We start from the raw sequence: 22,484 nt of genomic DNA, 5'->3' as shown, positions 1-22,484 counted from the left end.
GGTGTGCTGCTGGCCCTGGTCGTCGGCTTCGTCAGCCCGGACCCGTTCTCGCTGGCACTGGCCATCTCGCTGATCGCCGCGTGCGTACTCGGCGGTGCGGGCACGCTGCTGGGCGCGGTCGTCGGTGGCGCGTATCTGACCTGGGCACCCACGGCCGCCGAGAGCGCCGGGGTGCCGCAGCCGATCCTCCAGGGAGTCGTGCTCATCGCCGCCCTGCTGTTCCTGCCGGGCGGAGTGGTGCTCTTCCTGGGACGCGTGGCGCGCCGGCTGCTGCGGCGGCCCGCGGCGCAACGTCCGGCCCCTGTGGAGCCGCCCGAGGAGTCTTTGAGCCCCGTGCCCGCGCCGGTCGCGACCACCCCGGAATTGCTGCGCCTCGACGAGGTGGGGGTCACCTTCGGCGGCCTGAAAGCGCTCGAAGGCGCATCGATGTCCGTACGGGCCGGTGAGACCGTCGCGATCATCGGGCCCAACGGGGCGGGCAAGACGACGCTGCTGAACGTCCTGTCCGGGCTCGTCGGAGGAGGACGGGTGGCAGGCAGCGCCCGGTACGGCGGCAAGCACCTGCTGAAGACGCGCGCCACGGCACGCCGCAGGCTCGGCATCGGGCGCACTTTCCAGCATGCCGAGACCTTCGCCGAGCTGACGGTTCTGGAGAACGTCCTGTGCACCCGTCGCCGTAACACCGCGGACAACCGTGCGAGAGCCGCCGAACTCCTGGACCGCGTCGGCCTCGCGCACGTCGCGGACCGCTTTCCGGCCGAGCTGCCGTTCGGCCTGCACAAGCGCCTCGACCTGGCCAGGGCGCTCGCCGAGGATCCCGAACTCCTTGTCCTGGACGAGCCGTTCGGCGGCCTCGACGCCGGTGAACGCACCCTGCTCGCGCGCCAGATCGTGCGGCAGCAGCAGCGCGGCACGGCCGTCGTGATCATCGATCATGTTCTCGACGACCTGTTCGCCGTGGCCCACCGGGTGGTCGCCTTCGACTTCGGCAGGCCGATCGGCGAGGGCGAGCCGGGCAAGATCCTCGACGATCCGCGGGTTCGCTCCTCCTACCTGGGCGAGGGCGGCGCCCGGGGCGAACTCCCGCGCCGGGAGGGTACTGAGAGCATCGCCGTGCGTCTTGACGGCGTGGACCACGCATACGGCGGGGTGACCGCGCTGCGCGGGGTCGACCTCACCGTCGCGCAGGGCAGCGTCGTCGGCGTCGTCGGTGCCAACGGTGCGGGCAAGAGCACGCTGGGCCGGATCCTGCACGGCACGCTGCCGCCCACCCGCGGCGGGCGTACGGCCGCCAAGGACCTGCGGACGGCACTGGTGCCGGAGGGCCGCGCGCTGTTCAAGACGCTCTCCCTGCGGGAGAACCTGGAGGTCGCCGCGTACGCCTCGGGCATCAAGGGAGCGGAACTCCGGGCCCGGCTCGCTCAGACCGCCGAGTGGCTGCCGCCGCGGCTGCGGGAACGGATGGGCGTACCCGCCGCCGGGCTCTCCGGCGGCGAGCAGCAGATCCTGGCCGTCGCCCGGGCGTTGATGGCCCGGCCCGACCTGCTGATCGTCGACGAACCGGCGCTCGGCCTGTCCCCGGCGATGATCGACGAGGTGTACGGCCGCCTCGGCCGGCTCGCCCGCGAGGGCATGACGGTCGTCCTGCTGGAGCAGTCGCTCGGCCGTGCCGCGTCCGCCTGCCACGAGGTGGTCGTCCTGCACGAGGGCGGCATCGCCGTCCGTGGCGAGCCCGCCGACCCGCTCTTCCTCGCGCGCGCCGAACAGGCCTACTTCGATGGGCAGGACGATGCCCCCGTGGCCTCCGCACAGGGCTGAGGAGGGCTCCGGCGGCATCCCGCAGGTATGGACTTCACGATATGAACTGGCCAGAGGAGAGCCACGTGCACACAGAAGCTGTCGATCTGTTGATCATCGGTGCCGGGATGGCGGGGCTGACCGCCGGTGCCCGCGCCGTCCGGGGCGGCCTGTCCGTTGCGATCGTCGAGATCGGTACGGACGTCGGCGGATCGGCACGCTTCGCCGGTTACGCGTGGACCGCCCCCAGCCATGACGTCATGGACGAGCACAACCCGCGTGGAGACCTCGCGCTCAAGCGCGCGTTGGTGGACCGGTTCGCCGACGGCATCTCCTGGATCCGCTCCATCGGGGTGGAGGCGAAGGACGCCCAGCGAGTCCTCAGCTTCGGCCGCGGGCACCAGTTCGACACGAACCACTACGTCGACACCTGCCGAGGAATCGTCCTCCAGGGTGGTGGCGAGCTGCTGCTCGAGACCGAGGTCGAACGGCTGGTGGTGGAGCAGGGCGTCGTGGTCGGAGCGGACCTGCGGACGGCGGACGGCGCGCACCGGCAGGTGCGGGCCCGCACCACGCTGATGGCGACCGGCGGCTTCCAGGGCGACACGGCCCTGCGCACCGCACATGTGCACCCCCATGCCGACCGCATGCAGCTCCGCTCCAACCCGCACAGCCGTGGCGGCGGTTACCGGCTGGCGACCCGAGCCGGCGCTGCCGGCAGCCGGGACGACGCCGGTTTCTACGGCCACCTCATTCCCCGTGGCATCCCCTTCGCCGACCCGGCGGACTTCGTCGACATGTCGCTGTACTACAGCGAGCACGCCCTCCTGTTCAATCTGCGCGGCGAGCGGTTCGTCGACGAGACGCTGGGCGACCACCTCACCGCCATGGCACTCCTCGAACAGCCCGAAAGCCGTGGCCTCCTCATCGCGGACGCACGGGTGTTCCGCGACTGGATCGTCGGCTCGTACGTCGAGGGTGCCGTCGCCGTCGACAAGTACGCCCTGGCGAGCAGGCGAGGCGGCCGTGTCGGCCTCGCCGAAGACCTCGACGAACTGGCCTACCTGCCCGAGGAGTGGGGCTATCACGGCGAGACGATCCGCAATGCCGTCAAGCTGTTCAACGAGCACGCCTCGGCGGCGGCCCAGACCGCGCCCGGCCGGAAGCTGGACCTTCTGCCGCTCGACGAACCGCCGTACTACGTCATCGAGACGGTGCCGGCCATCACCTTCCCGTTCCACGGCATACGGATCGATGACCGGGCCCGGGTGCTGCGGGAGGACGGTCGCCCCCTCGGCGGGCTCCTCGCTGCCGGATCGGACACGGGTGGCCTGTGGCACCGCGCCTATGCGGGCGGGCTCGCCGCGGCCCTCGTCTTCGGGCTGACCGCCGCGGACACGGCCACCGAAACGGCACAGCGCTCGTGACCGGACCGTCGCCGGCCCGACGCATCGGGCATGCGGCGCCACGGGCTCACTCGGACATGTCCGGGCCCGGGGCCCACTGACCAGTTCTCTCGCCGGTCGGTCGCGCCCCGGCGGCAAGACGACCACCACACCGTTTCCCTTCCCTGCGGTTCCGCCTTGGAGACCCCGTGCACCTTCGCCACCCCGAAATCGACCCCCAGCTGCTGTCCGAGACCGAGGAGCAGCGGGAACTCCGCACCGTCCTACGAGACTTCTTCGACGAGGCGAGCAGTCCCGAGGACGTACGCAAACATCTGGCCACTGCGCGCGGATACGACGAGGCACTGTGGGCGCGGCTCGCCGGTGAGATCGGCGTGCACGGTCTGGCGATTCCCGAGGAGTACGGCGGGTCGGGCTTCACCTTCGCCGAACTCGCCGTGGCGCTCGAGGAGTCCGGGCGCGCGCTGTACTGCGCACCGCTGCTGCCCACCGTGGTCCTCGCCGCGCACGCCCTGCTCGGCAGCGGCGACCGGCAGGCGTGCGAGCGCTATCTTCCGCGGATCGCGGACGGCACGCTCACCGCGACCGTGGCCGGTTTCCAGGACGCCGAGCTCGGCGTCAGCGCCGAGCTCGGCGTCTCCGGCTGGCTGCTGCGCGGCGCGGCGGACTTCGTGCTCGACGGAGCCGGTGCGGAGCTGATCGTGGTGCGCGCACAAACCCCGGACGGCGCCCGGCTGTTCGCCTGCGAGCCCAGCGGGGACACCTGCCTGCGGACAGCACACCGCGTCCTGGACGAGACACGCCGCCAGGCACGGGTGGAGTTCCGGGGCGCACCCGCCACGACCGTGGGCGCGTCGGGTGAGGTGACGCGGGCCCTCGACGCCGGGCGGGCCGCGCTCGCCGCTGAACAGGTCGGCGGCAGCGGCCACGCTCTGGACGCCACTGTCGAGTTCGTCACGCAGCGCCACCAGTTCGGCCGTCCCATCGGATCCTTCCAGGCGGTCAAGCACCGGCTGGCCGACGTGCTGGTCGCCGTCGAGGCGGGACGTTCGGCATCCGTGTACGCGACCGCCTGCGTGGCCATCGCGTCGCCGCAGCTGCCGGTGGCCGCGAGCGCCGCCGCCGCGGTCTGCTCCGAGACCTTCCGCCTGGCGTCGGCCGAGTACGTCCAGCTGCACGGCGGGATCGGATTCACCTGGGAGCACCCGGCGCACCTCTACGTCCGCCGGGCACGCAGCGGCGAGGTGCTGTTCGGCACGGCGGACCAGCACCGTGTACGGATCGCCGAACTCATCGCTCTCACCTCCCGATCCGCCGCCTGAACCGAAAGAAAGCCGCATGCCGACCCGCACTTCACCTGCCCTCGCCACGCCGTTCACCCTCGGCGGCCGCACGCTCCGCAATCGCCTCGTCGCCACCGCTCACGCCACCGCCGCTGTCGCCGACGGCGCCCCCACCGAAGCCGACGCCGCCTACTGGCGGCGGCTCGCGCGGGGCGGCGCCGCCATGGTGATCACCGGCGGCACCGCCGTGGCACCCGAGTCGACCCTGCCGCAGCGGTATCTGACCGAGGCATGGCGCCCCGAGATCAAGGACGCCGTACGCCGCCGGGCCGAGGCCATCACCGACAGCGGCGCCGTGGCCATCGCACAGCTCGTCCACCTCGGCCGGGAAACCCTGGGCGCGGGCACCTACTACGCGCCGGTCTCCGCCGCGGCCGTCCGCTCACCCCGTGAGGCGACCGCGCCCCACGCGTTGAGCGGCGACGAAGTACGCCGGGTCGTCGACGCGTTCCGCGTCTCGGCGGCGAACAGCGTGCAGGCCGGCTTTCACGGCGTCGAGCTGCACGCGGGCCACGGCTATCTGCTGGCCCAGTTCCTCTCCCGCGTCAACAACACCCGCGACGACGAGTACGGCGACCGGATCGCCCTGCTCGCCCAGGTGATCGACGCGATCCGCACCGAGATCGGTCAACTTCCGCTCGGCGTACGGGTGTCGGTGGAACCCGGCGAGAACTCCGGGCTCGGCCTCGACGACCTGATCGAGCTGCTCCCGCGACTGAACTCCGCCGCACCCTTCACATACGTCAACGTCACCACCGGCGTCCGCAACACCTACGTCCCCGGCATGGCCACCACTCGCCCGCCGCTCCTCGAGGCCGTGGCCCGGCTGCGTACGGCGGTCGCACTGCCCTTGTTGGTCAGCCAGGGGTTCCGGTCGGCGGTGGACATCGAGCGGGCGCTGGACTCGGGAGCCGATCTGGTCGGCATGGCACGGCCGTTCATCGCCGACCCCGACTTCGCCCGCAAGATGGTCGCCGGCGACGAGCGCTCCATCCGCCCCTGCACAGGCTGCAACGAGGGCTGCCGAACCTTCGAACCCACCGGCTCGTGTTCGGTGAACCCCGAGCTCGGCCCGCCCGGCGCCACGGCCCGCCCCGCCGTACCGCTGCGGCTCACCGGCCCCGGCACCAGAAGCGGACCCGTCGCCGTCGTAGGCGCGGGCCCCGCGGGCATGGAGTGCGCGATGGTGCTCGCCCGTACCGGCAGCGAGGTGGTCGTCTTCGAGCGTGCCCGGGAAGCGGGCGGTCAGGCGCGCCTCGCCGGTCTCGCCGCGCACCGCTCCGGCTGGCGGGCGCTCGTCGACTACCAGCGCAACCAGCTCGCCGACCTCGGCATACGTGTGGTGCTCGGTATGTCGCCGACCTCCGCCGAGCTGGCCGAGTACGCCCAGATCGTGTTCGCCACGGGAGCCGAGGAGGCTGTTGTCGCCGTGCCGGGCGAGCTGCCGACGCTCACCAGCACGGACTTCCTCACCCGCTGCGCCGATGTGGTGCCGAGCGCGCCCAGGGTCGCCGTCCTCGACGACGGCTTCGGCTGGTGGCAGGGCATCAGCGCGGTCGAGAGCGCGCTGGCGGCCGGTGCCCGCGAAGTCACGGTCATCACCCCGGGCAACGGTTTCGCGACGGGCCTGTCGCCGGAGAACCGCACCCAGCTGATGAACCGGCTCGCCGGCGCGCCGCTGCGGGTCGTCGCCATGAACACCGTGAGTGCCACGACGGCAGGCGAAGTGCACCTGCGTAACGTCATGGACGGCCATGAGACCCGCCTCGCCGCCGACGTGCTCGTCACCGTCGGCGAACGCCGCCCGCGCCGCCCGGACTTCACCCCGGCCGACGGCCAGACCGTCCACGCGGTCGGCGACTGCGTCGTCCCGCGCCGCATCGCCCACGCCGTCGCGGAGGGACGCGCGGCGGCGGAGGCGGTCGCGGCCAGGCCGCTGTGATCAGTCGATCGCCCCGTCGGGCGCGCTCCTGAACGGTGTGCCCGTCCGTGCGCCTGAGGGTGGATGCGTCGGCCACATCAGTGCCCCTTGGGATGTCACAGCGAGCCGGCCGTCGGATGCCCGGCCACCAGCAGGGGCACGGTCTGACCTCAGAAGTCACAGCTTCCGGCGTCGATAGTGCTCACCTGCTGGCGGCTACGGAACCGAGCATTCCCCGGCTCCGTAGCTCCCATTAGGCGTCGTACGTGTAGAACCCGCGGCCGCTCTTGCGGCCCAGGTGGCCCGCGGCGACCATCCGCTGCAGCAGCGGGGGAGCGGCGTACAGAGGCTCCTTGAACTCCTCGTACATCGAGTCGGCGACGGCCTGAGCCGTGTCCAGGCCGATCAGGTCGAGCAGCCGCAGCGGGCCCATCGGGTGGGCGCACCCCAGCTCCATACCGCTGTCGACGTCCTCGGGGCGGGCCGCGCCGGATTCGACCATGCGGATCGCGGCGAGCAGATACGGCACCAGCAGCGCGTTGACCACGAAGCCCGAGCGGTCGGGTGCCTGGATGACCTTCTTGCCGAGCCCCTCGGTGGCGAAGGCACGGGCGCGGGCCACGGTGTCGGCGCCGGTCGTGAGCGCGGGTATCACCTCGACCAGTTCCTGTACCGGTACGGGGTTGAAAAAGTGCAGCCCCACGACCTGGGAGGCCCGGCCGGTGGCGACGGCGAGGTCGACGACGGGAATCGAGGAGGTGTTGGTGGCGAGGACGGCGGCCGGATCGGTGAGCACCTTGTCCAGCTGACGGAAGATCTCGAGTTTCACCTCCCGGTTCTCGGCGACGGCCTCGACGACGAACTGCCGGTCCGCGAGTTCTCCCAGGTCATGCGTGAAAGAGAGGCGGGCCAGGGCCGCGTCGCGGTCGGTCTCGGTGAGCTTGCCGCGCAGCAGACCGCGGTCGAGGGAGGCGGTGACACGGCCCTGGCCGGCGGCCGCCAGTTCGGGAGTCGACTCGGCGACGGTGACATCGAGGCCGCGCAGTGCGGCGACCTCGGCGATGCCGGAGCCCATGAGGCCGCAGCCGACGACGCCGAGACGTGAGAGGTCAGACATGAAGTTCCTTTTCTGGTGGGGTGGTTGGGGGAGCGGGGGCACTCACGCGGCCCTCAGACGTTGCGCCGGTAGGCGCCTCCGACCTCGAAGAAGGCCTCCGTGATCTGCTGCAGTGAGCAGACCCGAGCGGCGTCCATCAGCACGGCGAAGACGTTCTCCCCGCCGGCCGCGGCCCGCCTGAGGTCGGCCAGAGCGGCGCGGGCGGCGTCCGTGTGGCGGGCCTGGAACGCGTGGACGCGGTCGAGTTGGGACTGCTTTTCCTGTTCGGTGGCGCGGGCCAGTTCGACCGGTGCCGGGGTGGCGTCCTCGGCGTGGGGGGCGCGGAACGTGTTGACGCCGGTGATCGGCAGCGACCCGTCGTGCTTGCGCTCCTCGTACAGCATCGACTCGTCCTGGATACGGCCCCGTTGATAGCCGGTCTCCATGGCGCCGAGCACGCCACCGCGCTCACTGATCCGCTCGAACTCGGTCAGCACCGCCTCCTCCAGGAGGTCGGTGAGCTCGTCGATGATGTACGCGCCCTGCAGCGGGTTCTCGTTCATCGCGAGACCCCACTCGCGGTTGATGATCAGCTGGATGGCCAGGGCCCGGCGGACCGACTCCTCGGTGGGGGTGGTGACCGCTTCGTCATAGGCGTTCGTGTGCAGGCTGTTGCAGTTGTCGTAGAGCGCGATGAGGGCCTGCAGCGTGGTGCGGATGTCGTTGAAGTTCATTTCCTGGGCGTGCAGGGAGCGGCCCGAGGTCTGCACGTGGTACTTCAGCTTCTGACTGCGTTCGTTCGCTCCGTAGCGGTCGCGCATCGCCACCGCCCAGATCCGGCGGGCCACCCGGCCGAGCACCGAGTACTCGGGGTCCATGCCGTTGGAAAAGAAGAACGACAGGTTCGGGGCGAAGTCGTCCACGTTCATGCCGCGCGCAAGGTACGACTCGACGTACGTGAACCCGTTGGCGAGGGTGAAGGCCAGCTGGCTGATCGGGTTGGCCCCGGCCTCGGCGATGTGGTAGCCGGAGATGGAGACCGAGTAGAAGTTGCGTATGTCCTGCTCGATGAACCACTCCTGGATGTCGCCCATCAACCGCAGGCTGAACTCCGTGGAGAACAGGCAGGTGTTCTGGCCCTGGTCCTCCTTGAGGATGTCGGCCTGCACGGTGCCGCGCACGCTGCGCAGCACATGGGAGCGGATGTCCCGCGCCTGCTCGGGGCCGGGTGCGTGGCCGTGCTCGGCGGCGTACGCGTCGAGCCCCTGGTCGATCGCGGTGTTCAGGAAGAACGCCAGGATCGTCGGCGCCGGCCCGTTGATCGTCATGGAGACGGAGGTGGTGGGCGCGACCAGGTCGAAGCCGTCGTACAGTGCCTTCATGTCCTCCAGCGTCGCGACGGAGACGCCCGAGGTGCCGACCTTGCCGTAGATGTCGGGGCGCCGGTCGGGGTCGCGGCCGTAGAGCGTCACGGAGTCGAACGCCGTGGACAGGCGGGTCGCCTCGCCGCTCTGCGACAGGAGTTTGAAGCGACGGTTGGTCCGGAAAGGGTCGCCCTCTCCGGCGAACATCCGGGCCGGGTCCTCGCCTTCCCGCTTGAAGGGGAACACCCCGGCCGTGAACGGGAACGAGCCCGGCAGATTCTCCGCCCGCAGGAACCGCAGCAGCTCCCCGTGATCGGTGTGCCGGGGCAGCGCGACCCGCGGGATCCGGCTGCCCGACTGCGATTCGCGCACCAGGCGGGTGCGCAGCTCGCGGCCGCGCACCGTGACCACCAACTCGTCACCGCTGTACGCCTGTACGGTGTGCGGCCACTGCTCCAGTCCGTGCCGGGAGTCCTCGTCGAGCCGCGCCCGGGCCTCGGTGAGCAGCCGGTCGATGTCGGCGGTCGGCGCCGGCACCCCGGCCAGTTCGTCGCGGACCGCGGTCAGCCGTTGCACACGGCGGGCGGCTTCGGCCTGGTCCAGGGTGTGCGCATGGTACGTACGCACCGTCTCGGCGATGTCGGCCAGATAGCGCGCCCGGGCCGGCGGCACGATCTGCGCCGCGCCGCTGGAGTGACGTACCGACACCTCCGGCAGGGCTCCGGGAACGGTCGCCATGCCGCGGTCGCCGAGCAATGCGCGCAGATGCTGGTAGAGAGCGGTGACTCCGTCATCGTTGAAGGTCGCGGCGCTGGTGCCGAAGACCGGCATGTCCTGGGGGCGCGAGCCGAACGCCTCCCGGTTCCGGACGAGTTGGCGGCCTACATCGCGCAGGGCATCCGCCGCGCCCCGCCGCTCGAACTTGTTGATCGCGACGACGTCCGCGAAATCCAGCATGTCGATCTTCTCGAGCTGTGAAGCCGCACCGAACTCCGGTGTCATGACGTACAGCGACACATCCGCGTAGGGCACGATCGCCGCGTCTCCCTGGCCGATGCCAGGTGTCTCGACGACGACCAGGTCGTAGCCGGCCGCCTTGCAGGCGGTGATGGACTCGCCGAGCCCTTCCGGTAGTTCACTGCTTCCGCGGGTGGCCAGTGAGCGGAAGAAGACCCGGTCGCCGTCGAGGGAGTTCATGCGAATCCGGTCGCCGAGCAGAGCGCCGCCGCCACGTCTGCGCGTCGGGTCCACGGCCAGGACCGCCACCCGGAGAGTGTCCCGCTGGTCGGTGCGGAGTCTGCGGACGAGCTCGTCGGTGAGCGAGGACTTGCCCGAACCGCCCGTGCCGGTGATGCCGAGCACCGGCACCTGGCGGGCCGCGGCCGCCTTCTCCAGCCTCCGCAGGTCCGCGGCCGGCACCGAGCCGGCCGCGGCCCCCGACAACAGCCGTGCCAGCGCCGGACGTTCCCCGGCCAGCACCCGCCCGACCTCGGCGGGCGCCTCCTGCCACGGCGCCGTGTCGCACGCCTCGATCATCGTCTGGATCATGCCGACCAGGCCGAGCCGCTGCCCGTCCTCCGGCGAGAAGACCCGTACGCCGGCCCGGGCAAGGCGCTCGATCTCCTGCGGCACGATCACCCCGCCGCCCCCTCCGAACACGCGCACATGCCCGGCGCCGCGCTCCCGCAACAGCTCCACCAGGTACTCGAAGTACTCGATGTGGCCGCCCTGATAGGAGCTGACAGCCACCCCTTGCGCGTCCTCCTCGAGAGCGGCGTCCACCACCTCGCTCACGGAGCGGTTGTGCCCGAGGTGGATCACCTCCGCGCCCTGGGCCTGCAGGATGCGCCGCATGATGTTGATCGAGGCGTCATGGCCGTCGAAGAGGCTCGAAGCGGTCACAAAGCGGACGGGATGCTGAGCGCGGTACGACCGCGCCGCCGCGTTGCCGGCGGACATGTGCACTCCAGACTGCCGCCTGCCCACGTCGGCAGGGGGCGGATACGGGTCGGACCGGGACAACGGCGCGCGCCTGACGAGGAGTGATGGGCGAGCGAGGCCGGTCCGAGCAGGCGTGAGCGGACCCTCTTCATACTGAACCGAAGTAGATGCAAGACTCAAGCTATATGTTGAAGTCAATTCAGTTTGGTGGCAGTCTCGGAGGGTCGCACAGGACTGATTCCCGGGAGGAACGATGCTGGCCGCCAGGTTGTACGGAGCCAAGGATCTGCGGATCGAGGAGATGCCCGAACCCGAGCCGGGACCTGGCGAGGTGAAGATCCGCGTGGCCTACGCGGGGATCTGCGGCACCGATGTGCACGAGTACTTCGAGACGCCGCGCGCCACACATGTGCCCAACCCCTTGACCGGCGCCACGCTGCCGCAGACCTTGGGGCACGAGTTCGCCGGGACCGTGGTGGCCCACGGCGAAGGGGTCGACCGGGTCGCGTCCGGGGACCGGGTCTGTGTGCGGCCGATCCGTACCTGCGGGGTGTGCCCGCGGTGTACCTCCGGACTGTCCCATCTGTGCAGGGACTTGGCCGCGACCGGAGTGACCGCCCCGGGCGGCGGACTCGCCCAGTACGTGGTCGTGCCGGCCGACTCCGTGCACCTGCTGCCCGATGGCCTCTCGCTCGAGCAGGGCGCCCTGGTCGAACCCATGGCGGTGGCCCTCAACGCGGTGGAGCGGGCCGGGGTGCGCCGCGGCGGCAGTGCGCTCGTGACAGGTGCGGGTGCGGTCGGCATGGGTGCGCTGTTCGCGTTCAAGGCGCACGGCGTCGACGACGTACTCGTGGTGGAGCCCTCGCCTTCCCGCCGTGCGGCGGCCGAGCGGCACGGCGCCCGTGTGCTCGATCCCGGTGCGGTCGACGTGGTCGAGCAGGTGATCGGCCACACCCGGGGCAGGGGTGTGGACGCCGCGATCGAGTGCTCGGGCCGCCCCGAGGCGCTCGACGCGGCCATCCGTTCGGTGGCCGCCCGGTCGCCGGTCGTGATGGTGGCCCTGTACTCGGGCCCGGTCGCCATCGACGCCTCGGTCGTGCGCCTGGCCGAACTCGCCCTGCTCGGCGCGGAGGCGTACCCCGACGGCGTCTTCGAGCGGGTCATCGGGCAGATGGCCGCCGGTCACTACCCGACGGACGGCTGGCTCGACCACATTCACCTCGCCGACACCGTCGCGGGTCTGCATGACGTCCGGGACGCGCGGCGGCTCAAGGTCCTCGTGGACATTCCGGTCGACGCCCATGGGGCTTCCTGAACCAATTTCGATCCGAGCCTTGACAGTGGATCACCAGCTCCCCAAACTCGTAATGAATTCAGTTCAGTTTGAACCGGAGGGATCAGAGATGGCAGTGGAAGACGAGATCCAGTTCGAGCGTGACGGTCATGTCGCCCGCGTCTGGCTCAACCGCCCGTGGAAGAAGAACTGCGTCACCGTGCCGATCCTGGACCGGCTCGACGAGATCATCACCGAGGTCGACGAGGACCCGGAACTGCGGGTCCTGGTGTTCCGTGGCCGCGGCGGCACCTTCTGCTCGGGCTTCGACCTCGACAGCCTGAAGGCCGACTTCGTCGGCAAGTCGAACGCCATCGACGTCGCGGTGAAGTCCGCGAAGGTGTGCGACCGCCTCTACTCGATGAAGACCCCCTCGGTCGCGGTCCTCGAGGGCTACGTCACCGCGGGCGGCTTCGAGATCATGATCTCCTGCGACTTCGCGATCGCCGCGGACGACGCCAAGATCGGCGACTTCCACATCCGTCGCTCGCTGTTCGGCGGTGCGGGCCCGATCTACCGCGTGCCGCGCATGATCGGCATCCGCAAGACCAAGGAGCTGATGCTCACCGGCAAGCTGCTCTCGGGTGTCGAGGCCGCCGAGTTCGGCCTGATCAACAAGTCCGCTCCGGCCGACAAGCTGGACGAGACGGTCGAGGCCTTCATCGGCGACCTCACCGACAAGAGCCCGTTCACGATGTGGCTCACCAAGATGACCATCGACCGCAGCCTGGACGCCGACACCCAGTCGCTGATGGTGATGGAGCACCTCGCCGTGGGCGTGGCGCTCAACTCCGAGGACGCCGCCGAGGGTGTCTCGGCGTTCCTCGAGAAGCGCGAGCCCAAGTGGCAGGGGCGCTGATCCCGATGGCCACGGTTCCGCGGAGTCCGGCCGCAGCGCTGCAGGGCTCGCGCTGCTCCGGCTGCTCGGTGGCGGTCTACCCCGCGGATGACGTGTGCCCGCGCTGCGGGGGGCCGACCGACCCGGCCGCCCTCGACGGCGCGGGCACGCTGTGGACCTGGACGGTCCAGCGGTACGCGCCCAAGTCGCCGCCGTACCAGGTCCCGCCCGGCGGCTTCGAGCCGTTCGCGGTGGGCTACGTCGAGCTGGCGGAGGGGGTGCGCGTGGCAGCGGTGCTCGAGGTCGACGACCTCGACGCGATCCGGATCGGCATGCCCCTCAGGGTGACCGCCGCGGACGGGGTGCCGCGGGCCCGCCCCACGATCACCCGCGAGGAGGTCCTCTCATGAGTACCGACGTCCTGATCTGTGGGGCCGGACGCACCCCGTTCGGCCGCTCGGAGGCGACGGGCAGGCAGTTGGCCGTCAGTGCGGTGAACGCCGCCCTTGCGGACGCCGGCATCGACTGGTCGCGGGTGCGAGCCGCGTTCGGCGGCAGCGACAGCGCCGGGCTCGCCGACACGCTGGTGGCTCAACTCGGCCTGACAGGGCTGCCGTTCGTGAATGTCAAGAACGGCTGCGCGACCGGCGGCAGCGCACTGATCTCCGCCGTGAACGCCATCCGCTCCGGCATGGCGGACGTCGTCCTGGCCGTCGGCTTCGACAAGCACCCGCGCGGCGCCTTCGACCCGCGGCCCGAGGACTGGGGCCTGGGCGAGGAGTACGGCAGCGACGGACTGATGGTCACCACGCAGTTCTTCGGCATGAAGATCCAGCGCTACATGCACGACCACGGGATCACACCGAAAACCCTCGCCCGGGTCGCCGAGAAGGCCTACCGCAACGGCGGTCTGACCCCCGAGGCGTGGCGGCGCAAGCCGATGTCGGCCGAGGAGATCCTCGACTCCGGCATGGTCAGCGATCCGCTGACCCGCTTCATGTTCTGTTCCCCGGGAGCGGGTGCCGCCGCCCTCGTGCTCTGCTCGCCCGAAGTCGCCCGCACCCTGGACGGCCCGTCGGTCACCCTGCGCTCGGCAGCCGTACGCACCCGCCGCTTCGGCTCGTTCGAAGTCTTCAGCCCGTGGATTCCCGGCGGGGAGCTGACCAGTGTCAGTCGCGACGCCTCGGCCGCCGCCTTCGAGGAAGCGGGCGTGGCCCCCGGCGACGTCGACGTCTGCCAGCTCCAGGACACCGAGAGCGGCGCCGAGGTCATGCACATGGCCGAGTGCGGCTTCTGCGAGGACGGCGAGCAGGAACGGCTGATCGCCTCGGGCGCGACGGAGATCGACGGTGTGCTGCCCGTCAACACCGACGGCGGCTGCATCGCCAACGGCGAACCCATCGGCGCCTCGGGACTGCGCCAGGTCTACGAGGTCGTCCAGCAACTGCGCGGCCGGGCAGGCGAACGCCAGGTCCCCGGCGCACCCAGGGTCGGCTTCACCCATGTGTACGGCGCCCCGGGTGTGAGCGCCTGCACGGTGCTGTCCCGCTGAACGGAGGTGGTGGAAGAGATGAGTGGAATCCCGGAACCCGAGGAGTTCCGCGCGCAGGCCCGGCGGTGGCTCGCCACACTCGCCCGGCCGCGGGCCGCCGGCGGGGAGTGGGGCAGCGGCTCCGACTCCGTCGCCGTGTTCGAGAACTGGACCGAGGAGCAGGAGCGCGCGCACACCGCCCGCACCCAGGAGTGGGAACGCACCCGCTACGACCAGGGGTGGGGCGCCCTCAACTGGCAGGCCGGGTACGGAGGGCGCGACCTGCCCGCGTACTACGAGCAGCTCTACCGCGCCGAAGAGGCGGCCTTCGAGGTGCCGCACCGCACGGAGATCTTCCCGGTGACGCAGCAACTCGTCGCCCCGGCGATCGGCATCTGGGGCACCGAGGAACAGAAGCAGCGCTGGCTGCGCCCCATGCTGCGCACCGACGAACTGGCCTGCCAGCTGTTCTCGGAGACCGAGGCCGGTTCCGACCTCGCCGCGGTGCGGACGAGAGCGGTGCGTGACGGCGACAACTGGGTGCTGCAAGGGCACAAGGTGTGGACTTCGGGCGCCCGGGTCGCGACGTGGGGCGTCGCGGTGTGCCGCACCGACCCCGACGTACGCAAGCACGCCGGCATCACCGTCTTCCTGGTGCGCATGGACGCACCGGGCGTGACGGTACGGCCCATCCAGCAGATGACCGGCGGTGCCAGCTTCAACGAGGTCTACCTCGACGGCGTCATCGTCCCCGACGCCGACCGGCTCGGACCGGTCGGCGAAGGCTGGCGGGTCACCCTCAGCGTGCTGGCCGCCGAACGGCTCGACTCGGGCAACCTCGGCCTGGACAACGCCGACCGGGCGGTGGACCTGGCCGCGCACCTGCCCCGCCCGCTCACCGGCGGCGAACAGCGACAGGCGGCCGACCTCTACCTCCGCGCCCTCGTGCAGCGGCTGATCGGACTGCGGGTGACCGGAGCCCTCGTCGCCGGACGAGCGCCGGGCGCGGAAGCCTCGGTCGGCAAGCTGTACGCCACCGAGACCATGCGCCGCACCAGCGATCTGGTGTCCGAACTGCTCGGCCCGCGCCTTGTCGCGGACACGGGGGAGTGGGGCACGTACGCCTGGACGGAGCACGTCCTGGGTGCGCCCGGCTACAGCATCGCGGGCGGCACCGACGAGATCCAGCGCAACATCCTCGCCGAGCGCGTCCTCGGCCTGCCCAAGGAGCCCGTCCGATGAGCACGGCCACGCAGGTGTCGGAGCTGGGAGACCGGGTCCGCGGGCGCCTCGCCCCCCGGCATCCCGGGGCGCCGGCAGGGGAGTTGAGGACCCTGCCGGGCGGCCACTCGGGGCTGACGTACTCGGTCACCGCAGGCGACGTGCGGTACGTCGTCAAGGCGGTGCCGCCCGGACAGCGGCCCGTCGGGCGCAACGACGTGCTGCGTCAGGCACGGGTCCTTGCCGCGCTCGCCGGATCGGCGGTGCCCGTGCCGGGTGTCGTCGCCGTCGACGAAGTGCAACCGGGCTGGTTCGCCATGGAGTTCGCGGCAGGGGAGGCCGTCGAGCCGGTCCTCGACGAGACCGAGGTGCCCGCCGCGACGGCCCGGGCGCGCATGCTGGAGATCGCGGGCGTACTGCGCCGACTGCACGAGACCGATGTGCGTACGCCCGGACTCGATGCGCCCGAACCGCTTGACGCGGCGGGCGAGTTGGAGCGGTGGAGCCGCACCCTGCATGCCGTCCCCGCCGCATTGCGCCCCGGCGGCGAGGAGTTGCTGGCACGCCTCGCCGACGACGTGCCCGGCGATCTGCCGCCCGTGCTGCTGCACGGCGACTTCCGGCTCGGCAACGTGCTGTGCGTCGGCGAGCGCCCCGTGGCCGTCGTCGACTGGGAGATCTGGAGTGTCGGTGACCCGCGCATCGATCTCGGCTGGTTCCTGCTCTTCGCCGACCACCACAACTTCCCACAGCTCGGCCGCGCCGTACCCGGCCTGCCCACCGAGGCCGAGCTTGTGAACGCCTACCTCGACGGCCGGCCCGCTCTGCCCGCCATGGACTGGTTCCGTGCCCTTGGCCGCATGAAGATGGCCGCGATCATGGGCCACAACCTGCGCCGGCACCGCGAGGGCAAGCACCACGACCCGGAGCAGGAGCGCCTGCCGCCCACCATCGCCGCGATGATCCGCACGGCGCGCGACATCCTCGGCTGATCCGGGCCGACCACCCCACCGCCCAGCACACAGGACGCACGCCGAGCCAGGTCCGGCCCCCGGCGAAGAGGAGCAATCGTGGATTTCGGATTCTCGCCCCGGGCGAGTGAACTCCAGGACCGCATACGGTCGTTCATGGAGCAGCACGTCTTTCCCGCGGAAGCGGTCTACGACCGGCAGCTCGCCGAGGCCGACGACCCGCACGCGCTGCCGCCGGTGATGACCGAGCTGAAGGAGAAGGCGCGCGCCGAGGGCCTGTGGAACCTCTTCATGGCACACGGCGACTGGGGCGCGGGGCTCACCAACCTCGAGTACGCGCCGCTCGCCGAGCTGGCGGGCCGCTCGATCATCGGCCCCGAGGTGTTCAACTGCTCGGCGCCCGACACCGGCAACATGGAACTGCTCGCGCTGTTCGGCACGCCCGAGCAGCAGGAGCGCTGGCTGAGGCCCCTGCTGACGGCGGAGATCCGCTCCTGCTTCGCCATGACCGAGCCCGAGGTCGCGAGTTCCGACGCCCGCAACATCCAGACCCGGATCACGCGGGACGGCGACAGTTACGTCGTCGACGGCCGCAAGTGGTACACCTCCGGGATCCTCGACCCCGACTGCAAGCTGATCATCCTGATGGGCAAGACCGACCCGGACGCGCCCACGTACCGGCAGCAGAGCATGCTGCTCATCCCCCGGGACACCCCCGGTGTCACGGTCCTGCGTGATCTGCCCATGTTCGGTTACACCGACCGGTGCGGGCACGGCGAGGTGCTGTTCGAGGACGTCCGCGTACCGGTGGAGAACATCCTTCGCGGCGAGGGGGAGGGCTTCGCGCTCGCGCAGGGGCGGCTGGGCCCGGGACGGATGCACTACGCGATGCGCGCCGTCGGCTTCGCCGAGCGTGCCCTGCAGCTGATGTGCGAGCGGGTCACGGAGCGCGTCGCGTTCGGCGGGCCGCTCGCCGACCTGGGCGTGGTGCGCGAGTGGATCGCCCGCAGCCGCATCGAGATCGAACAACTACGGCTGCTCGTACTGAAGTCGGCCTGGCTGATGGACACCGTCGGCAACGCCGCCGCCCGCATGGAGGTCGCCGCGATCAAGGTGGCGGCCCTGGAAGTCGCGCACAAGGTGGTCGACCGCGCGGTGCAGGCCCACGGCGCGGCGGGAGTCAGCGACGACACCGTACTGGCCCGGCTGTACGCCATCACACGGGCGCTGCGCATCGCCGACGGCCCCGACGAAGTACACCTGCGGACCGTCGCCCGCCAGGAACTCGCCCCGTACAAGAAGAAGTTCGAGACAAAGGCAGGTGCGGCGTGAGCGCCCACACCCTCGACGGCAAAGTGGCCGTCATCACCGGCGGATCCCGCGGTATCGGCCTCGGCATCGCCACCGCCTACCGTTGTGCCGGCGCGCACGTGGTGATCGCCGCCCGCAAGGCCGCCGGACTTGCCGAGGCACGCGAGGAGTTGCTCCGCGTCAAGGGCCACGGCGACATCCACACGGTCGTCGCCAACGCCGGCGAACCCGACCAGGCCGAGGCCTGCGTCGACGAGACCATGACGCGCTTCGGCCGGGTCGACATCCTCGTCAACAACGCGGCGACCAACCCGTACAACGGCGACCTGCTCGACCTCGACCTGCCGCGCGCGGAGAAGACCGTCCGCGTCAACCAGTACGGCATGATCGCCTGGACCCGCTGCGTCTGGCGGGCCTGGATGGCCGAGCACGGGGGAGCGGTGGTCAACATCGCCTCCGTCGGAGGGCTGATCGTCGACCCGCACATCGGCTACTACAACGCCACCAAGGCCGCCATGCTCCACATGACCCGGCAACTCGCCTACGAACTCGGACCGAAGGCACGGGTCAACGCCATCGCCCCCGGCCTGATCAAGACCGAACTGGCCCGTGCGGTCTGGGAGGTCCGCGAACCCGTTCTCACCGCCAAGCTGCCGATGCGTCGCCTGGGCACGGTGGAGGACGTCGCGAGCGCGGCGCTGTTCCTCGCCTCCGACGCCTCCTCGTGGATGACGGGACAGACCCTGGTGCTCGACGGCGGCGCGACCGCCCTGCCGATCGGGGTGGACGAGTGAGCGCGCCGCGTACCGCCGCCGACCTGTTCTCACTCGAGGGCAGGACGGCGATCGTCACCGGCGCCTCCGCCGGGCTCGGCGCACGCTTCGCCGCCGTCCTCGCGCAGGCCGGCGCCACCGTCTTCGCCGCCGCCCGCCGTATCGACCGGCTGAAGGAACTCGCCGACTCCGACGCGCGGATCCACCCGGTCGCCTGCGATGTCTCGCTGGAGGCCGACCGGGTACGGCTGGCGGAGAGCGCACTCACCGCCACCGGCCGCATCGACATCCTGGTCAACAACGCGGCCACCTCCGGCGAGACCCGGGCCGAGGACGAGTCCCCGGACGCCTTCGCCGACGTCCTCGGGGTGAACCTCACCGCGCCCTTCCACCTCGCCCGGCTCACCGTCGAGGCTCCCGGGGTCGTCACCGGCAAGAGCATCATCAACGTCTCCTCCATCCTCGGCCTCGTCTCGGCCGCCCCCCTCGGCGGCGCCGGCTACTCCGCGTCCAAGGCGGGACTGATCGGGTTGACTCGCGAGCTGGCGGGTCAGTGGGGTCGCGACGGGGTTCGCGTCAACGCCCTCGCCCCGGGCTGGTTCCGCACCGAGATGACCGCCGAGCTCTTCGGTGACGAGCGCTCCAGCCGCTGGGTCGACCGCAACACCCAGCTGCGGCGCGGCGGCGAGAGCCACGAGCTCGACGGCGCGCTGCTCTACCTCGCCTCGGACGCCTCCACGTACTGCACCGGACAGGTCCTGACCGTCGACGGCGGATGGACGGCGCGATGAGGGTCCGCACCGAGATCGACGAGGGCGGACTGGCCCGGGTCACCCTGTGCCGGGGCGAGGCGGGCAACGCCATCGACCTGGAGCTGGCCCGCGGACTGCTGGACGCGGCCCGTGCCTGCGAGCGCGGTGCCGTCCGGGCCGTGCTGCTCACCGGCGAAGGGAAGTCCTTCTGCGTGGGCGGTGACCTCAGGGAGTTCGCCGCGTTCTCCGGTGAGGCACTGGAGAAACACCTCGTCGCGGTCACCGACGCGCTGCACGACGCCCTGCGCACCTTCGCCGCCCTGGACGCGCCCCTGGTGGCTGCCGTGCAGGGAGCCGTCGCGGGCGCGGGCATCGGCCTGGCGGCCGCGGCCGACGTGACCCTGGCCGCCGACACCGCCACGTTCACGGCCGCGTACACCGGCATCGGCTACTCGCCGGACGCCGGAGTCAGCTGGTCCCTGCCCCGTCTGATCGGACCCAAGCGGGCCCTGGACCTGCTGCTGACCAACCGCCGGATACCGGCGGCGGAAGCCGCGGCGATCGGGCTCGTCAGCCGCGCCGTCCCCGCCGGGGAGCTGGCCGCCGATGCCGAGCGCACGGCCGAGGCCCTGCGCCGCGGACCCACGGCCGCCTACGGCGCCACCCGCCGGCTCGTCGGAGCCGGACCGACCGCGAATCTCGGCCCGCACCTGGACCGCGAGGCCCGCGCGCTCGCCGCCGCGGCCACCTCCGAAGAGGGCCGTGAGGGCGTCGCCGCCTTCCTCGGCAAGCGGGCCCCCGAGTTCACGCGCGTCCCGCCCCGGGCCTGATCCCCGTACCCCACACCCTTTGGAGCCCACCGTGACGGAAGCATTCATCGTCGGAGCCGTCCGCACCCCCGTCGGCCGCCGCAAGGGCACGCTCAGCGGCGTGCACCCCGCCGACCTCGGCGCCCATGTGCTGCGCGCCCTGCTGGAGCGAACAGGTGTCGACCCGGGCGCGGTCGACGACGTGTACTTCGGGTGCGTCGGCCAGATCGGCGCCCAGACCGGAAACGTCGCACGCACCGCGTGGCTGTCGGCGGGACTGCCGCAGCACGTCCCCGGCACCACCATCGACCGGCAGTGCGGCTCCTCCCAGCAGGCCGTGCACTTCGCCGCGCAAGCGGTCGGCTCCGGCGCCGCCGATCTGGTGGTCGCGGGCGGCGTGGAGGTGATGAGCCTGGTGCCCATCGCCAGCCCGATGTTCGTCGGAGAGAAGGCCGGCCTCGGCAGTCCCTATGCGGGGGACGGCTGGCGCGAGCACTTCGGGGATCAGGAGGTCTCGCAGTTCCGCGGCGCCGAGCTGATCGCGGAGAAGTGGGCCATCTCCCGCGAGGACATGGAGCAGTACGCGCTCACCAGTCACCAGCGGGCGCTCGCCGCCCAGGCCGACGGCGTCTTCGACGAGGAGATCGTCCCGTCCTTCGGGCTCAGCGTCGACGAGGGCCCGCGCGCCGACTCCACGCTCGAGAAGATGGCAGGGCTGAAGACGCTCACCGAGGACGGCCGGCTGACCGCCGCCGTCTCCAGCCAGATCTCCGACGGCGCCGCCGCTCTGCTGATCGCGTCCGAAGAAGCCGTGCGTCGCCACGGGCTGACTCCGCTGGCCCGTGTGCACACCATGGCCGTAGTCGGATCCGACCCGATCCATATGCTCACCGGTCCGATCCCCGCCACCGAGAAGGTCCTGGACAAGGCGGGCCTGGCGATCGACGACATCGACCTGGTCGAGATCAACGAGGCCTTCGCCTCCGTCGTCCTCGCCTGGCAGAAGGAGATCGGCGCCGCCCCGGAGCGGGTCAACGCCTTCGGCGGCGCGATCGCGCTCGGGCATCCGCTCGGCGCCACCGGAGCCCGGCTCATGACCACGCTCGTTCACCAGCTGCGCAGGACCGGTGGACGCTACGGTCTGCAGACGATGTGCGAAGGCGGCGGCATGGCCAACGCGACCGTGCTCGAGGCTCTGTGAGCGCCCGATTGGCAACTGAGTTCAACTTGGGTCTACTCTCGGTGCGGACACGCTGAGTGACGGCGCTGAGTGGCGGCGCCGGGTGACGGTCACGGGAGAGGTCATGGCGAGGATCGTTGAACCGGAGGCGGGACCGCGGTCCAAGCGTGCGGCCATCCTCACGGCTGCGGTGGACTGCTTCGGCGAGGCCGGCTTCGAGGCCACCAAGTGGTCCACCGTGGCCGAGCGGGTGGGCATCGGGCAGACCGCCCTCTATCACTACTTCGAGTCGAAGACCCACTGTCTGCTGACGATCATGCGCCTCGAACTGGAGCGCTCGCACGACCGGTTCGTCGAGGCGACCAAGGACACCGAGGTCCCCGTCGAGGCGCTGCGGGCGGCGGTCCGCGCGGCGTACGACGTCTCCCCGCACGAGGTGCTGCAGATGCGCATTCTGCAGAACCACATGGACCTGCTCTCCGGTACGCGCCGGTCCAAGCGCGAGGAGGCCGAGCGGATCGCGGCCCGGCAGTTGGTCCAGGTCGTCGAGCGGGACTGGACGAACCTGCTGGTGAAGGGCATGTCCCAGGGAGCCTTTCCGCTGCGGGACGCGCAGTTGCTGGGCGCGAGCGTGCTCGGTCTGATCGTCAGTGTGTGGCGGTGGTACCGGCCGTCCGGCCCGACGCCGCTTGCGGAGATCAGTGAGCTGATCGAGGGCGCCTGCGTGCGGATGGTCGCCTCCTGACGAGCTGAGCGGTCCTGCGTACGCGCTGCGTGGCCCCCTGACGGATGTCGTCCGTCAGGGGGCCACTGCGTCGTCCTGAGCGTGATGACCGAGAACGTAACCGGCCATTGCCAGGTGTGTTTCCCCAGGATTAAGATCCCCGCAGAAACTGA

General features: G+C 71.1%; 18 protein-coding genes. 16 read left to right on the top strand and 2 right to left on the bottom strand.

Annotation, left to right across the window (positions count from 1 at the left end; genetic code table 11):
- The 4 genes from AB0D57_RS36240 to AB0D57_RS36225 all read left to right on the top strand — a co-directional run.
- The coding region (locus AB0D57_RS36240) for an ATP-binding cassette domain-containing protein (protein WP_362083302.1) at positions 1 to 1,818 on the top strand (1,818 nt) is incomplete at its 5' end.
- 65 nt (positions 1,819 to 1,883) lie between these two features.
- The gene (locus tag AB0D57_RS36235; RefSeq protein WP_362083299.1) at positions 1,884 to 3,224 is read left to right on the top strand and encodes an FAD-binding protein; all 1,341 of its coding nucleotides are present in this window, start codon (positions 1,884 to 1,886) and stop codon (positions 3,222 to 3,224) included.
- A 167-nt stretch (positions 3,225 to 3,391) separates the two neighbouring features.
- Complete coding sequence (locus AB0D57_RS36230) at positions 3,392 to 4,525, top strand: acyl-CoA dehydrogenase family protein (protein ID WP_362083296.1); 1,134 nt, start codon at positions 3,392 to 3,394, stop codon at positions 4,523 to 4,525.
- 16 nt (positions 4,526 to 4,541) lie between these two features.
- Complete coding sequence (locus AB0D57_RS36225) at positions 4,542 to 6,488, top strand: FAD-dependent oxidoreductase (protein ID WP_362083293.1); 1,947 nt, start codon at positions 4,542 to 4,544, stop codon at positions 6,486 to 6,488.
- A gap of 232 nt (positions 6,489 to 6,720) precedes the next feature.
- Here AB0D57_RS36225 and AB0D57_RS36220 read toward each other — a convergent pair whose 3' ends face one another.
- Both AB0D57_RS36220 and icmF read right to left on the bottom strand, forming a co-directional pair.
- On the bottom strand, positions 6,721 to 7,584 hold the full coding sequence (locus tag AB0D57_RS36220; RefSeq protein WP_362083290.1) for a 3-hydroxybutyryl-CoA dehydrogenase: 864 nt from the start codon (positions 7,582 to 7,584) through the stop codon (positions 6,721 to 6,723).
- A gap of 53 nt (positions 7,585 to 7,637) precedes the next feature.
- Positions 7,638 to 10,886 (bottom strand): fused isobutyryl-CoA mutase/GTPase IcmF, encoded by a 3,249-nt coding sequence (gene icmF / locus AB0D57_RS36215; RefSeq protein WP_362083287.1) that lies wholly within the window; start codon positions 10,884 to 10,886, stop codon positions 7,638 to 7,640.
- Between the two features lie 235 nt (positions 10,887 to 11,121).
- Here icmF and AB0D57_RS36210 point away from each other — a divergent pair, with 235 nt between their 5' ends.
- From AB0D57_RS36210 to AB0D57_RS36155, 12 genes are all read left to right on the top strand, one after another.
- Entirely contained in the window at positions 11,122 to 12,183 is a 1,062-nt protein-coding gene (locus AB0D57_RS36210; RefSeq protein WP_362083284.1) for an alcohol dehydrogenase catalytic domain-containing protein, read from the top strand.
- A gap of 88 nt (positions 12,184 to 12,271) precedes the next feature.
- Positions 12,272 to 13,060, top strand: coding sequence for an enoyl-CoA hydratase/isomerase family protein (locus AB0D57_RS36205; protein ID WP_362083281.1), 789 nt, complete (start codon positions 12,272 to 12,274; stop codon positions 13,058 to 13,060).
- A gap of 5 nt (positions 13,061 to 13,065) precedes the next feature.
- Entirely contained in the window at positions 13,066 to 13,449 is a 384-nt protein-coding gene (locus AB0D57_RS36200; protein WP_362083278.1) for an OB-fold domain-containing protein, read from the top strand.
- Entirely contained in the window at positions 13,446 to 14,591 is a 1,146-nt protein-coding gene (locus AB0D57_RS36195) for a thiolase family protein (RefSeq protein ID WP_362083275.1), read from the top strand. The genes AB0D57_RS36200 and AB0D57_RS36195 overlap by 4 nt, the downstream gene beginning before the upstream one ends.
- A gap of 18 nt (positions 14,592 to 14,609) precedes the next feature.
- A complete protein-coding gene (locus AB0D57_RS36190; RefSeq protein WP_362083272.1) occupies positions 14,610 to 15,812 on the top strand; it encodes an acyl-CoA dehydrogenase family protein in 1,203 nt (400 codons plus the stop codon).
- A complete protein-coding gene (locus AB0D57_RS36185; RefSeq protein ID WP_362083269.1) occupies positions 15,809 to 16,783 on the top strand; it encodes a phosphotransferase family protein in 975 nt (324 codons plus the stop codon). The genes AB0D57_RS36190 and AB0D57_RS36185 overlap by 4 nt, the downstream gene beginning before the upstream one ends.
- 78 nt (positions 16,784 to 16,861) lie before the next feature.
- Complete coding sequence (locus AB0D57_RS36180) at positions 16,862 to 18,094, top strand: acyl-CoA dehydrogenase family protein (RefSeq protein ID WP_362083266.1); 1,233 nt, start codon at positions 16,862 to 16,864, stop codon at positions 18,092 to 18,094.
- Positions 18,091 to 18,867 (top strand): SDR family oxidoreductase, encoded by a 777-nt coding sequence (locus tag AB0D57_RS36175; RefSeq protein WP_362083263.1) that lies wholly within the window; start codon positions 18,091 to 18,093, stop codon positions 18,865 to 18,867. The genes AB0D57_RS36180 and AB0D57_RS36175 overlap by 4 nt, the downstream gene beginning before the upstream one ends.
- Positions 18,864 to 19,637, top strand: coding sequence for an SDR family oxidoreductase (locus AB0D57_RS36170; RefSeq protein ID WP_362083260.1), 774 nt, complete (start codon positions 18,864 to 18,866; stop codon positions 19,635 to 19,637). The genes AB0D57_RS36175 and AB0D57_RS36170 overlap by 4 nt, the downstream gene beginning before the upstream one ends.
- Positions 19,634 to 20,428 (top strand): enoyl-CoA hydratase-related protein, encoded by a 795-nt coding sequence (locus AB0D57_RS36165; RefSeq protein ID WP_362083257.1) that lies wholly within the window; start codon positions 19,634 to 19,636, stop codon positions 20,426 to 20,428. The genes AB0D57_RS36170 and AB0D57_RS36165 overlap by 4 nt, the downstream gene beginning before the upstream one ends.
- Before the next feature lie 31 nt (positions 20,429 to 20,459).
- The gene (locus tag AB0D57_RS36160; RefSeq protein WP_362083254.1) at positions 20,460 to 21,608 is read left to right on the top strand and encodes an acetyl-CoA C-acetyltransferase; all 1,149 of its coding nucleotides are present in this window, start codon (positions 20,460 to 20,462) and stop codon (positions 21,606 to 21,608) included.
- A 103-nt stretch (positions 21,609 to 21,711) separates the two neighbouring features.
- On the top strand, positions 21,712 to 22,332 hold the full coding sequence (locus tag AB0D57_RS36155; RefSeq protein WP_362083251.1) for a TetR/AcrR family transcriptional regulator: 621 nt from the start codon (positions 21,712 to 21,714) through the stop codon (positions 22,330 to 22,332).
- Positions 22,333 to 22,484 lie beyond the last annotated feature (152 nt).

It is taken from the genome of Streptomyces sp. NPDC048275 (assembly GCF_040652275.1).
In the GTDB taxonomy this organism is placed as follows: domain Bacteria; phylum Actinomycetota; class Actinomycetes; order Streptomycetales; family Streptomycetaceae; genus Streptomyces.
The sequence above is the reverse complement of the archived record's forward strand: the minus strand, read 5'-3'. Positions and strand labels throughout refer to the sequence as shown.

Coding starts and splice junctions, on each gene's coding strand:
- AB0D57_RS36165 (WP_362083257.1), top strand. CDS start 19,634: ATGAGGGTCCGCACCGAGATCGACGAGGGCGGACTGGCCCGGGTCACC.
- AB0D57_RS36210 (WP_362083284.1), top strand. CDS start 11,122: ATGCTGGCCGCCAGGTTGTACGGAGCCAAGGATCTGCGGATCGAGGAG.
- AB0D57_RS36200 (WP_362083278.1), top strand. CDS start 13,066: ATGGCCACGGTTCCGCGGAGTCCGGCCGCAGCGCTGCAGGGCTCGCGC.
- icmF (WP_362083287.1), bottom strand. CDS start 10,886: ATGTCCGCCGGCAACGCGGCGGCGCGGTCGTACCGCGCTCAGCATCCC.
- AB0D57_RS36205 (WP_362083281.1), top strand. CDS start 12,272: ATGGCAGTGGAAGACGAGATCCAGTTCGAGCGTGACGGTCATGTCGCC.
- AB0D57_RS36190 (WP_362083272.1), top strand. CDS start 14,610: ATGAGTGGAATCCCGGAACCCGAGGAGTTCCGCGCGCAGGCCCGGCGG.
- AB0D57_RS36155 (WP_362083251.1), top strand. CDS start 21,712: ATGGCGAGGATCGTTGAACCGGAGGCGGGACCGCGGTCCAAGCGTGCG.
- AB0D57_RS36220 (WP_362083290.1), bottom strand. CDS start 7,584: ATGTCTGACCTCTCACGTCTCGGCGTCGTCGGCTGCGGCCTCATGGGC.
- AB0D57_RS36185 (WP_362083269.1), top strand. CDS start 15,809: ATGAGCACGGCCACGCAGGTGTCGGAGCTGGGAGACCGGGTCCGCGGG.
- AB0D57_RS36225 (WP_362083293.1), top strand. CDS start 4,542: ATGCCGACCCGCACTTCACCTGCCCTCGCCACGCCGTTCACCCTCGGC.
- AB0D57_RS36195 (WP_362083275.1), top strand. CDS start 13,446: ATGAGTACCGACGTCCTGATCTGTGGGGCCGGACGCACCCCGTTCGGC.